This window comes from Leeuwenhoekiella sp. CH_XMU1409-2, assembly GCF_037029365.1.
Taxonomy (GTDB): Bacteria; Bacteroidota; Bacteroidia; order Flavobacteriales; family Flavobacteriaceae; genus Leeuwenhoekiella; species Leeuwenhoekiella blandensis.
In genome coordinates this window covers 1-12,764 of sequence record NZ_JAYMEI010000030.1, presented here as the reverse complement: position 1 = coordinate 12,764, position 12,764 = coordinate 1, and the positions used below count along the sequence as shown (strand labels likewise).

Annotated in this window: 9 protein-coding genes; 5 read left to right on the top strand and 4 right to left on the bottom strand. The window is 37.0% G+C overall.

Translation table 11 applies throughout. From position 1 onward, the window contains the following. Window positions 1–20: 20 nt before the first annotated feature. From WA338_RS18685 to WA338_RS18675, 3 genes are all read right to left on the bottom strand, one after another. A complete protein-coding gene (locus WA338_RS18685) occupies window positions 21–695 on the bottom strand; it encodes a DUF4011 domain-containing protein (protein WP_336094533.1) in 675 nt (224 codons plus the stop codon). Window positions 696–1,010: 315 nt separating this feature from the next. Further along, window positions 1,011–1,676: a hypothetical protein gene (locus WA338_RS18680; protein ID WP_336094531.1), complete on the bottom strand. Its 666-nt coding sequence runs from the start codon at window positions 1,674–1,676 to the stop codon at window positions 1,011–1,013. 585 nt (window positions 1,677–2,261) lie between these two features. Continuing rightward, on the bottom strand, window positions 2,262–2,498 hold the full coding sequence (locus WA338_RS18675) for a helix-turn-helix domain-containing protein (RefSeq protein ID WP_009781469.1): 237 nt from the start codon (window positions 2,496–2,498) through the stop codon (window positions 2,262–2,264). A gap of 877 nt (window positions 2,499–3,375) precedes the next feature. Here WA338_RS18675 and WA338_RS18670 point away from each other — a divergent pair. Further along, the gene (locus tag WA338_RS18670) at window positions 3,376–4,170 is read left to right on the top strand and encodes an RNA polymerase sigma factor (protein ID WP_336094528.1); all 795 of its coding nucleotides are present in this window, start codon (window positions 3,376–3,378) and stop codon (window positions 4,168–4,170) included. Between the two features lie 2 nt (window positions 4,171–4,172). After that, on the top strand, window positions 4,173–5,270 hold the full coding sequence (locus WA338_RS18665) for a hypothetical protein (protein WP_336094526.1): 1,098 nt from the start codon (window positions 4,173–4,175) through the stop codon (window positions 5,268–5,270). A gap of 237 nt (window positions 5,271–5,507) precedes the next feature. Here the strand turns inward: WA338_RS18665 and WA338_RS18660 are convergent, their stop codons facing one another. Continuing rightward, entirely contained in the window at window positions 5,508–5,834 is a 327-nt protein-coding gene (locus WA338_RS18660; RefSeq protein ID WP_336094525.1) for a BfmA/BtgA family mobilization protein, read from the bottom strand. A 1,024-nt stretch (window positions 5,835–6,858) separates the two neighbouring features. On the opposite strand from WA338_RS18660, the gene cas9 reads away from it, so the two are divergent. From cas9 to cas2, 3 genes are all read left to right on the top strand, one after another. Continuing rightward, window positions 6,859–11,208, top strand: coding sequence for a type II CRISPR RNA-guided endonuclease Cas9 (gene cas9 / locus WA338_RS18655; protein ID WP_336094523.1), 4,350 nt, complete (start codon window positions 6,859–6,861; stop codon window positions 11,206–11,208). After that, complete coding sequence (gene cas1, locus WA338_RS18650) at window positions 11,201–12,100, top strand: type II CRISPR-associated endonuclease Cas1 (RefSeq protein WP_336094521.1); 900 nt, start codon at window positions 11,201–11,203, stop codon at window positions 12,098–12,100. The genes cas9 and cas1 overlap by 8 nt, the downstream gene beginning before the upstream one ends. 97 nt (window positions 12,101–12,197) lie before the next feature. Then, window positions 12,198–12,503 carry a CRISPR-associated endonuclease Cas2 gene (gene cas2, locus WA338_RS18645; protein ID WP_336094519.1) on the top strand — a complete coding sequence of 102 codons (306 nt, stop codon included), beginning with the start codon at window positions 12,198–12,200 and terminating at the stop codon, window positions 12,501–12,503. Window positions 12,504–12,764: the final 261 nt, after the last annotated feature.

The following is a 12,764-nucleotide window of genomic DNA, read 5'->3' as shown; positions in this document are numbered from 1 at the left end:
TTTGAAATAGATATGTATAATCAAAAACTAGCAGCATAGTCACTCAACTTAAAGTCCAGTTTTTTGTTGCAAGTCCAGGATTCCATAAGATTAACACAAATATCTAAAAGCTCGTTTCTATCTATTAAACCATCATCCATATATTCACTCGAAACTTGGTCGATTTCAATTTTAGAATCGCTTTGTAAATGGTTAATTAATACTTCGTTGATGTAAATTGGGTCTTCATCATTTCTTAAAATTTCCCAAGTATTAAAATCCTTAGTTCTTTTGATTCGTAATGACCAAATTAGAATTGGTGCAACTGTCAATTTGTTATCAGATTGGTCTCTACGAACAAGAATTGGGAAACCAAATCCAAAAGTATTTATTCCTTTCTCCGATTCAATTGCATCTGTTTGATTGATAAGATTTTCGAATGATTTAGTAATTCTAACTAATTGTGCTTGGTCTTCTTCAAACAAAGAATTTAGGTCAGGAACGTTGTCTTTCCAACTTACTTTAAATTTTAATGGAAGTTCAGAAAGCAAAGCATTGATGAAATTTTGAGGAAGGTTTTCGTCAATATGCGAAAGTCTAGTAATGTCAAATTTATATCTTGAACGTCCTGTAATTGCATTTAGATGAACACCTCTTCGGCTACCAACTTTTAGTCGGTTTTGTAATTCAGTCAGTAGCTTTTCGGTTATTTCCATTTTCTATTTTAGTTTTTTGTTTTAAAATACGTTCATTATTTTAATTTCAATTACGGTTTTTCATATTTCATTCAAGCGTTGGCAAAAAACAGCTCTTTTGGTTTTTTCAGCGTTGGCTTTTGCGGTCGGAAAAACCAAATGTGCTGTTTGTGCGGTTGGCTTTTCATAGCTTGTGTACAACGGTCTCGTATAACCGTCAGTTACGGATTTAAAGTTAATAATTTTCGGTTAAGAACTAATGTTAGCAATTCCGAGTGGATTCGGACGTAGTCGAATCCGCCGTAATTGCGGTTATACATTGTTGTAAAACGTTTTTTATTCGTTCGTTTGTACAGTCAAAGTATTTAACTCAAAAACTTTGGTTTCAATATTGTCAGTTGTGAATTTTTTAAAGTCATTAACAAAAAGAGTAATATCTTGATCCTTGTCGCTTATTATTTCTAAATTATACTTTTCGTTAATTATTAATTTTAAAGGAAGTTTACTTTTTTTAACTACGAATGATGAAAAACTTTTAAACATCGTATTTATACTTATTAAACTATCCTTTGATTTTATAGTGCTCCCAATTCCAATTCCGTCATCATTACCAGAATTCAAATAAGATTTGAAAGATATTTTAACATTTATAGAATCAGTTAAGTTTTTAGTTTCTTTGATTGAAATACTATCAATCGAATGTGTTGGTTTAATGAAATTCAATTGGATTTTTTCGTTTTCAATCGAATATTCTCCAGAACCAAATTCATTGATTGTAAAATATGGACCATCTATATGTCCTTTTGTTTGATTATCATCATTATAGTAAGATAATGGCGAATCTCCTTTGTATGAAATAAAACCAAATTTTTGATTTGGTAATAAATGAATAAAAGATAAACTGTCAGATGTAAAATAGATTTTCTCTCTATTGTTTTTTTGAGAGTAAATGTTTTTACTGAATAAAAGAACTGTTAAAAGTAAAATCGTCCTCAATTTCATAGTAGATGTTTATTCAAATTTATTCGTTTTGTGTTTTGAATATAAATTCAATTTGGTAATCAGTTATTTTGATTTCGTGAAAAGGTTTTTGGGTTTAGGTAAATGTTTTACAACTCGTTATATCAACACTAAATGTATACATATCCCCTCAAAATTTACGGGATATCAACACTTTTAAGTTGTGTTTATAAATCTAGTCTTTTCTTTTAGAAGTACTTTACCTAATTCCTTAATCTCATATGAGTGTATTACAATTTCAGGATTTAGAAACCAAAGTGTATAGCTATGCTCGGACTAAGAGCAACGTTTAAAATAATGGAGATTCCCACGGCACGAGTATACCATCCCCTAGGCAAAGGCTAGGCATCCCCTAGGATAGAGTATGAAGAGTGTATGAAAACGCCTCTGGAAACGTAGAAAATTAAGATTTTCTTAACTTTTAACTCCCGACGCCTGAAAAAGGACCGATTTGGAAAGATAAAACTATTGACTAATGCTTAGTATTAGAATTCATCGCTTTAAGATGCCAAAATGAAAAAGTCGATAGCTTATACAGATAGTTAGACAGGAAAATATGGTGAGCTTTTAAGGCTTAAGATCCGGGTATTTTTCTTCAACACGTTTAAAAAAATCCGATAGTTTTATTTGACGCGCATCACAAATCTTTTTAAGTGTCTCTACGGGAATACGATATTCCTTCTCGTCAAGAATTCTTCTTACAATTTTCTCATCAATGTCATGATTAAGTCCGAAATCTCGGTTTGATTTGGCGTCTTTAATCCATTCGGAAATGGCATTACTTATGAGAAAATTGATGTTCATACATAACAAAGGAAAAATATCAATCAAAATTTAATGCGGAAGATTTTCCGCATTAAATAAAAGAATACTATATTTGACTCATAATTATATATTTGCGAAACTTCTTAGCATAACATATTAGAAGCATTCGCTTTGAATCTCGAATCAAAAACTGGTAATTTTTAGCAACGAGAGGATAAGCAGGGATGCTCACGACCCGGGCGTGGGCTCTCGCTTATTGTTGCGCGGTATACCAGTACCTTGATTCAATAAGTTGAGACCTGCGCCTTTTTGTATTAGGCCCACTACTTCACGTTCAGAGCCTTTGTATTCTTCTTTATCAAGCTTCGCACCCTTTTTACCCCCCTACATCATATAGGCCATAGTGGCCGGCAACTTGTATGAGTTGTAGTTAACTAACAGTAAAAGCACTACTACCTATGCACAAAGCACGTGTTTACGGGTACACGTAATCATCCGCTAAGTCACCCGTGGGTTATGGGTTGCTTCCCTACGAAGTAACCTGTAGTTGGGTGGGAAACGCCACTTTAACAGTGGCTTGGGCTTATACCGGGTAGGTTTAAGCACACCGGTGAATTAGCCATAAAAAAGTGCTGCAGCCCCTAGGGTCTGAGAAAAAGAGAAGCTGTTAAGTTCAAAAACCTTCCCGGTTGTGATTGGAGTCCGGCGGGAAGGCTTGAGCTTAACTCAAACGATTGGTTTAACTAATACAGCTATGAAGTATTAAAAAACGATGCTACGCGAGGTATAGAGGATGCGTTACCGCGCCATAAAGCCTTTTCAGGAGCCTAAATGCCTAGAAGTCGGTTCTTGGCATAACCACCAAAAAGCCCTTAAAAAAGAATAAAATGTAAACGAAATACAGAACCCTTAGCTTATGAAACGATTTCAACTTGATACTCACTACAATGCCTTCAAAAAAGGTTGTCCACACGCATTTGAAGCGATTTACACGCAGTATTACCATAGTGTCTACTGGATGGGCAGGAGCATACTTAAGGATGTCTATGCAGTTGAAAATATTCTTCAGGATACCTTTCTCATCTTATGGGCAAAAAGGGATCGCATACAATCCCCAGAACATCTAAATGCGTTCGTACACTTTGTCATGAAAAGCGAGTGCATTTACCAGTATAGCAAGCCCCGGAATGCGTTTCATCGAAACCTAAGCAGATTAGACTGTTTAGAGAATTATCAGGATTATTTAGGCGGCTATGACGAGGATGAAGAAGCTGCACACCTACAAAGACAGGAAGCAGATCAGAGGGCTTTGAACCAGATTCAAAGGGTACTTCCCTTACTAAGCAGTGAGAGAAAGCTTCTGGTGGAACTGTGCTTAAAATATGGCTTTCAGTATAAAGCTATTGCTCAGGCAATGGGAACCAGCACCGCCAAAACCTGTATCGAAGTAAAAGGTGCTATTCAAGATATTAAGAATATCATTACTAATGGAAGTACACCGGAAGCTGAAACCACACCGATTCGGGCGTTAGAGGCTCAGGATAATATGACCCGCAAACAGAAAAAAGTCTTGCAGCTTCGTACAGAAAAGCAGTATTCCTTTGCAGCCATTTCCAAGGAGCTAAACCTTTCTATACAGGAAGTACATCAGCAATTTATGGCTGCCTATAAACTGTTACAGCTTAAACGCGATCAACAACAATCCGCTTAGTCATGGGAAAAGAAACGATAAAACTCACCCGAAAGATCCAGCTACAGGTAAATGCGCCTACCAAAGAGGAAAAGAAGGAGGTCTACGACACGCTCTACCGCTGGCAGAACAGAAGCTTTAGGGCAGCCAATCTCATTATTTCACATCTGTACATACAGGAACGGGTCAAAGAATTCTTTTACTTATCAGAAGGAATACGCTATAAGTTAGCGGATGAAAAAAAAGCGGAAGACGGCATGCTCAATAGGTCAAAAATGAACTGTACCTACCGGGTGGTATCCGATCGTTTTAAAGGGGAAATCCCTACTAACATTTTAGCCAACCTGAACAATACCATAATCAATAACTTTCGTAACAACCTGCCGGAATATAGTAAAGGAGAACGCGCGCTTGCCAATTTTAAAAGGAATATCGCGTTTCCTTTTGGGCCGGTAGCCATTCATGGATTATCCTATAAAGAAGACCAAAAAGCATTTTGTTTTCGTTTGTTTTCCATTCCCTTAAAAACCTATTTAGGGAAGGATCATACCGATAAACGAAAATTGCTGGAACAGTTAGTCGCCGGCAAAATCAAACTATGTACTTCTAGAATCCAACTGAAGAAGCAAAAAATTTATTGGTTAGCCACCTTTGAATTCGAAAAAGAAATACATAACCTGAAACCGGAAGTAATTGCTGAAGCTTCTTTATCCCTTGAATATCCTATCACTGTGAAATCCGGAAAAGCTACACTTCGTATTGGTAACAGAGAAGAATTTCTATACAGAAGGCTAGCCCTGCAGGCTGCTCAAAAAAGAGTCCAAAGCGGAGCCACCTATTGCAGACCTGGAAAAGGCTTTAAACGCAAAACTAAAGCAGTAGAAAAATTTTACGAACTGGAAAAAAACTACGTAAGTAACCGCTTGCATGTGTACAGCCGAAAGCTCATTGATTTTTGTATCAAACAACAAGCCGGCACCTTAATTCTGCTCAATCAGGAAGCTAAGATCGAGGCCGCACAGCAAGAACGTTTTGTGCTTAGAAACTGGAATTATTATGAATTGACTAAGAAGATAGAATACAAAGCCAAAAAAGCAGGTATTGAATTACTCATCGATTGATGCGAAAATAAATAATTGGCCCTTAGGGTCTGAGGGTGCTTGTACACCCGCAAGGTGAGGTATTTTAATAGCACTCACTAAATGCAGGCAGCATATACAACCCTTCCCTAAAAGATTAAACAAACAGGGAGTGTTATGAACAGATAAATAACATAAAATGCAAAAACTTGTACAACAGACGTGAGTGAACTATACATTTAAAGAGTTGAATTATAAACTTAGAACAAACTTATTCCTCTACCTAAATTTCCGTTCAACAAACTTGGGTTGTTTCTCTTCCTGTTGATTAAAAAGTCTATCCAATAGTGCTTTGGTCGGTTTGGTCTGTTCGGTTTCAATTCTTCTTAGAATAGCTTCTACCCCATCCATCCGTTTATTAATTAGTGTTTCCAAGCGCTGTTTAGAATCATCAAAGGGCTCAAACGGACTGATGGAATTCCGCTCAAAAAAGTCTAAAAGAGCCTCTAGGGTTTCAGTATAATTGGCATCATGTGCTAGGGCATAGTTTTTAAAGCGCTCCACGGTTTCGGTGTGAAAATTTATTCGGGAAAATCGTTTAGGCATCACTAGATTTTTAAAGATTAGGATAATTACTCGCCCTGTTTATAAGGGCTTAGAGACGTTTCACGGAAAATTACTACAAAGCAGTTGCTTTCAACACTTTACAAATTTGAAATAACTTGCTCTAAAACAGTTGATTACAAATAAAAAATGAGCTATATAACCTCGCGCAGCGGGTTATCCTCTTGCTTCTCATTTTTGTCCGCTTCGCTACTCAAAATGATAACTTTTACACCCTAAGTTATCAATTAAAATCCGCATTAATTTTGACATCAAATGCGTTCAAATTTTATGGAAGATCAAAACCATTTACTTGGTATATCTGGAGCGTTTTTCTTGAAGTTTGATAGAAAAACAGAAGCTCCACATCAGATAGATTTCAATATACACCCAAACGAAAAATAGCTGCTTCTAAGCATCCATTTACTTTCCATAGCGCCATCGCGTTTCCTTTTCGATTACCTCCATTTAAAATTTAGTATTGAGGAAAGCTTTTATAAAAAGAGCGACTGCGGAGCCTGGTTATGCAAAGCGGCTCAAACTAAATTTTAGTTCTTTCGAGAAAAGGAAAGGTGCGATTGAAAAAAGTGCGTTGGTCGTATTTTGAGTTTGACTCAGCCTCTTTTTGAGCACTCGTTTTATAGTGCACTTGAATCAAGCGAACCTAATCCTCCCGAAGTTTCGGGATCGGGATTGGGTTCAAGATTTTTATATAAACCGCTTTTACCGTCCCGAAATTTCGGGAGAAACTTTTTTGCGGAATGGAGGAAAATGGGGTTTATTCCCCTTACCCAAATCATTTCTTTTGGTGATTTTTAGAGTTTCGCATTGGAGCTCAAAAGTTCATTTTAGGAATAAAATTGAATAAATAAGTAGATATTACGGAATTCAGTAAAACGATATTGCGTTTATCATTTATATTTAGAAAAAGAAACCACTACCTAAGCAGTGGTTAAGATTTTCTCTGTGGCTCTATGGCCTTATTGTGAATTGTCTTTCAGATTGTAAATATAAAAAATAATATGATATGAAAAAACTAGGCTTGGATTTAGGCTCTTCCTCTTTGGGGTGGTTCTTACGAGAACAAGAAGAAATTATAGATTTTGGTTCCATAATTTTTAATTCAGGGATGGTAAAAGGAACATCTGGCTATTCCTCTCCGACCAAAGATAGGCGTGAAGCAAGATTAAAGAGAAATCCTATCAAAGCTAGAAAATATCGTAAAACTTTGGTGCTTAATGAATTAAAAAGGCATTCAATGGTTCCATTAGATGAAAAGGAAATCAAAAATTGGTCAGAATACAAAAAAGGTAGGTCAAAGAATTTTCCTGATAATCTAGATTTTAAGAAGTGGCTCGCTTGTAATTTTAGTTTTAACAATGGAAGTAATTATAAAAACCCATACGAATTACGAGTAAAAGCTTTGGATGAGAAGTTGACACCAATGGAATTGGGCAGGGCATTATATCACCTTGTCCAACGACGAGGTTTTAAGGATATTGGCGAAACCAATAAAGAGACCAAAAAACAGATTGAAAGGAGAAAGGAAAGTGGTTTTCAAGAGGCACTTGCCAGTCATAGAACAATTGCAGAAGCACTCCAAAAAGAATATCTAGAAAAAAACATTAGGGCCAGAGACAATTATCCATACAGGGATGAATATGAAGAAGAGCTGCTAAATATTCTGGGGAAGCAGGGATTTTCTTTAAAAAAAAATACAAAAAAAGAATTTGAAGACGAGTTTGTAAGGGGTGTACACAAAGCCATCATCTGGCAGCAACCTTTGAAAACGCAAAAAGGAACAATTGGAAAATGTACTCTAGAGCCAAAAAAGAGACGTTGTGCAATATCCCATCCCTTATTCGAAATATCACGCGCATGGCAATTCATCAATACCATTAAAGTAAAGAAAGTTGAGGATGATGAATTTGAATTTTTGCCACAAACTTATCGGAATAAATTATATGAGACTGTATTCCTTAAAAAAGACAAAAATTTCAAATTCGAAGACGTAAGAAAAACGGTAGACCGCTTTTATGGAAAAAAGAAAATTTATAACTATCCTTTAGACAGCAAGAAGCAAACGTATGAAACCACTATTGCCGGTATGCCTTTTTGCAAAAGCATTATAAAACTTTTTGGTGACACGGCAAAACAAGATTTGATCCAGATCGAGCAATACACCATCAGTACAATGCCAAAAAATTATTTTGGATACTCCGTGTTGGATATTTGGCATAATATAACTGAGTTTGATGAGGACGCTCTTGAGAAATTTGGAAGTGAAAAGCTTCAACTACAGCCCCTCATCAAAAAAAGTAAAGGTGAATCCTACGAAGTTTCGCCATTGGTTATCATAAAGAATAACTTACCCCAAGGTTACGGTAATCTGAGTCAGTACGTATTAAGGAAAATCATTCCGCTTTTAAAGGATGGCTATTTATACAATGATGCGGTTCTTTTAGCAAATATTCCTGAAGCTCTAGGTGATGAATTTGAAAAAAACAAGGATAAGATAGTTTCCTTTTTAGATGAGGCCAATAAAGTTTACAGAGAAAGAAAGAGGATTATTACCATTGTAAACAGTCTCATAGAAAAATACAAAGGCGAAGTAGAGGCTTTTAATAATGGTGAAGAAAATCATCTTTTTGCTCATAAAGATTTCAGTTACACACTTAAGGATTCCGATAAAAATGCTGTTGAACAAGCTTGCAGCAATCATTTTGGTGAGCAGAAATGGAAGAGATTTGAGAATAAAGAAGAATTAATCAACCAAGTGGGCCTTGAGTACCAAGAATTCTTCTATGATTCCCATAGAGCCTTTAGAAAATGGGATAACCTTCAGGATATTTTTAAAGACAAGCTTGTTAAAAATGGTATTCATCTCAATAAGCCACTTTATCATCATTCAAATAGAGAAAATATCTACGGCTCTCCGATCAAATATCGAGATACGGATATTGAGATATTGTCTTTGGCACAAACCAATTCTATAAAAAACCCCATGTTCAACAAAGCAATGAGCGTGCTACGAAAGTTGGTAAACCAGCTAATTATTGAAGAAAAGATTGATAAGGATACGGAAGTCGTGGTTGAAATCGCCCGTGATTTGAACGATAATAATAAACGAATTGCTATTGAACGCTATCAAAAACAGCGGGAGTCAAAGCGAAATAAAATCCGTGAGTTTCTAAAGGAGTATAAAACCAAGGAAAAACCAACATTAAATGTGGAAGAAAGCATTTATCAGTTTGAATTATGGGACGAGCAGGTTTTTCAAGAAACCAACGACGAAAAAGGCAATTCCCAAAAAAATCTCGACCGAAAGGACATACTGAAAGAAAACAATGCGATCAAACGCTATGAACTCTGGATGGAGCAAAAGGGGCAATGTATGTACACCGGTAAGATGATCGCCATAAGTCAGCTTTTTTCAACCGCAATCAATATTGAGCATACCATACCTAGAAAAATCCTACCCGATAACACATTGGCAAACCAAACCGTTGCTTTTCAGGATTACAACACTAATATCAAGAAAACCGAATTTCCGTTGTACCTGCCCAATTTTGAAAAGGATGTTGAGGGAATAGGAACCGCCATTGCGCCTAGATTGAAACAATGGGAAAATATAAGGGATGGGTTTAAAATTGCATTTGAATCAAGACAAAAGCCAAAAGGTGTAGAAGATGAAAAAACAAAAAATACACGAATACAGGATAAACATTTCTTTAAAATGCACTTTGACTATTGGAAAGAAAAGGTAGAGAGGTTCACTTGGGAAGATGTAAGTGATAAAAGAGCAAAACGCCAGCTAACCGATACGCAAAACATCAGCAAATATTCAAGAGAGTTCCTCAAAACCTATTTTCATAAAGTAAGTGTCCAAAAAGGTAGCGTGACCGCAGACTTCCGAAAAATGCTCGGTCTTGAAGATAAGGATAACCCAAAGGATAGGGCAAAGCATACACATCACACCATTGATGCCGCAGTACTCACATATATCCCATCCAATGCGTCAAGAAGGGACAGGCTGGTCAAGAAGATGTACAAATTCAGGGATGAATCAGGAAAACAATTGAGCTATACACCCCATTCAGATTTCGATGTCCAAAAAGTAAAAAGGGCGGTTGAAAATGAGACATTGGTGTATAACTACACAAAAGATAATGTGACCACACAGACATTTAAAAAAGTGCGGAAAGCAGGAAAGATTCAACCTAAGGTCGATGAAGATGGCAATAAGAAGATTTTGGAGCGTAATGGTCAAAATATTGTGTACGATGCCAAAATAGCACAAGGCGATACCATCCGGGCTACCCTATTTAAAGATTCTTTCTTGGGGAAAATCAGGGATGTAGAGCGTTATGAAGATGGCGGGCCAAAGCGAAACGAGGATAATTCCGACTGGCTTTACAAAGAGGGAGATGAAGAATTTATTTATGTAAAGCGCGAGCCCATCGAAAAGATCAATAAATCCAATCTAAACGATATCGTCGATCCTGCACTGGCTAAACTAATTGAAAAGCAACTTGGCAGCAAAACTATCAAGGATTGGCAGGGAAATGCCATAAGGCACGTTCGTATAAAGAAAAAAGCAGGCAAGCAGGTAAAAGAAAGAATAGACTTTCGAAGCGATAAAGACTACAAGAACTTTTATTATGCGGAAAGTGGCTCTATTCCTTATGGCATAATGCTGTTTGAACCAAATAGTAATCAAAGACAATTACTTCAAGTTCACGCCTACCAAATTGCGGAAGTTTTTAGGGAAAAAAGGAAGTTTGATATCGATTTCTTTGTTTCTAAATATTATCCTGAAAAATCGGAATACAAAAAACTTTTATTGAAAGTAGGACAAAATCTTATCGTGTTAAATAATGATGCAGAATACGAAAAACGACACGACTCAAAATTTCAAAAAAACAGACTATATAAAATCTCTAAAATTGATAATGGGAGCCTTTGGCTCAAATATCATTTGACAGCTACTGCTGACAACGATTTAGATGATTTGGTTAAGGAGAAAAAGGACGAATTGCTTTGGAGCTATGAAAAGGGTTTAGGTTTACCTAAAGTCGTTGAGGATTTGTCTATCGATGATATCAAAAGTCGAAATGAAGATTTTCAAAGACGGAAATTCAAAATGAATAGCTGGGATGATTTCAGAATGGAAAGACTTGTCAGAACTGTAGGTAAAGAAAAAGCTGTAGAAATAAAAACTGAAATGGATAAATTCAAAAAAGTCGCATCAACTATAGAAGTAGAAGGCGAAACCCCTTTACTCAAATTGAATACCTCAGAAAGCTGGAATTTTCTTTATGAAGGGATAGACTTTGAGGTTTCTATTTTAGGCAAAATAAATTTAAAGAATGATTAAACGCACCCTCTTTTTCGGCAACCCTGCCTACCTCAGCACTCGCAACGAGCAGCTGGTGGTAAATTTTCCTGAAGAAGATAAGGAAGAGGCGACCATCCCCATCGAGGATTTGGGCTACATCGTGCTGGAAGACCCGCAGATTACCATTACTAACGGGCTGCTGATGAAATTGGTGCAGAACAAAACTGCCGTAGTCACTTGTGACAAGCAGCACCTGCCCTGTTCCTTCTTACAACCGCTGGTGGGCCATAGCGAACAGACCGAACGGATTAAGCACCAGCTTAATGCGAGGGTACCACTAAAGAAAAATCTGTGGCAACAGACCGTACAGGCCAAAATCACCAATCAGGCAGCGCATTTAAGCCTGCACTGCAAAAATAGCCTAAAGCTGGAGCGCTGGGTAACTGAAGTCAAAAGTGGGGATACAATGAATCACGAGGCTATAGCCGCAGCTTATTATTTTCAAAACCTGTTTGAAGAAGTCCCCGGTTTCAGCCGGAATCAAAAAGGGGTCGCACCAAACAATTTGTTGAATTACGGGTATGCTATTTTACGGGCTGTAACCGCACGGGCTTTGGTTAGTAGTGGGATGCTTCCTTCTGTAGGTATTTTTCATAAAAACAAATACAATGCTTTTTGCCTGGCCGATGATGTGATGGAACCCTACAGGCCTTTTGTAGATAGGCTGGTTTATGAAATGGTTCGTGCCGGTGAAGACCTGGAAGAATTGACGATGGATTTAAAAGCGGTATTGCTGACCATACCGGCCATGGATGTGGTTATAGATGGTAAGCAAAGTCCGCTTATGGTGGCTATGAGCCGTACCACCAGCAGCTTATATGACTGTTTTCTAGGCAGCAGCCGAAAGATTTTATATCCTGATTTCAGCTGATATCAGTAGCTTATAATCAGATGGTCGATAAATAAACTATAAAATCCAAACTATTTTGGAACACGCGCATTTATCACGACTTAATCAATATCGAAGTATGTGGGTACTCGTATTTTTTGATTTGCCAACCGAAACCCGAAGGGAACGAAAAACGGCAGCACGTTTTCGTAAAAACCTACTCGATGACGGCTTCGCCATGTTTCAGTTCAGTATTTACATGCGCTTTTGTGCGAGTAGGGAAAATGCCAGTGTACACATAAGGCGTACCAAAAACAGTCTTCCTAAAAAAGGAAAAATTTGTATTATGCAAATCACCGATAAGCAATTTGGTATGATGGAGCTTTTTCACGGTCAAAAAGAAGTGGAGACGGAAGCTCCCAGCCAACAACTCGAACTTTTTTAAGAAAGAAAATGTCAGGTCGAGCGCAGTCGAGACCTATTGATAAGGGCTATTTTTTTATTTCTAGAAAACACCATAAAAAACAGGATACCAGGTTTTTACGCCGGGTATCCTGTGAATCCTCACTAAAATTAGTATTCTGAAAGCAATTCACAACAAAATAGCAAAGTGGCTGAAATGCTTAAGGCCTGTGAATCCTCACTAAAATTAGTATTCTGAAAGCAATTCACAACAACGATGAAAAGCCATTCTTTTACGCTTGTC

Coding starts and splice junctions, on each gene's coding strand:
- WA338_RS18685 (WP_336094533.1), bottom strand. CDS start 695: ATGGAAATAACCGAAAAGCTACTGACTGAATTACAAAACCGACTAAAA.
- WA338_RS18680 (WP_336094531.1), bottom strand. CDS start 1,676: ATGAAATTGAGGACGATTTTACTTTTAACAGTTCTTTTATTCAGTAAA.
- WA338_RS18675 (WP_009781469.1), bottom strand. CDS start 2,498: ATGAACATCAATTTTCTCATAAGTAATGCCATTTCCGAATGGATTAAA.
- WA338_RS18670 (WP_336094528.1), top strand. CDS start 3,376: ATGAAACGATTTCAACTTGATACTCACTACAATGCCTTCAAAAAAGGT.
- WA338_RS18665 (WP_336094526.1), top strand. CDS start 4,173: ATGGGAAAAGAAACGATAAAACTCACCCGAAAGATCCAGCTACAGGTA.
- WA338_RS18660 (WP_336094525.1), bottom strand. CDS start 5,834: ATGCCTAAACGATTTTCCCGAATAAATTTTCACACCGAAACCGTGGAG.
- cas9 (WP_336094523.1), top strand. CDS start 6,859: ATGAAAAAACTAGGCTTGGATTTAGGCTCTTCCTCTTTGGGGTGGTTC.
- cas1 (WP_336094521.1), top strand. CDS start 11,201: ATGATTAAACGCACCCTCTTTTTCGGCAACCCTGCCTACCTCAGCACT.
- cas2 (WP_336094519.1), top strand. CDS start 12,198: ATGTGGGTACTCGTATTTTTTGATTTGCCAACCGAAACCCGAAGGGAA.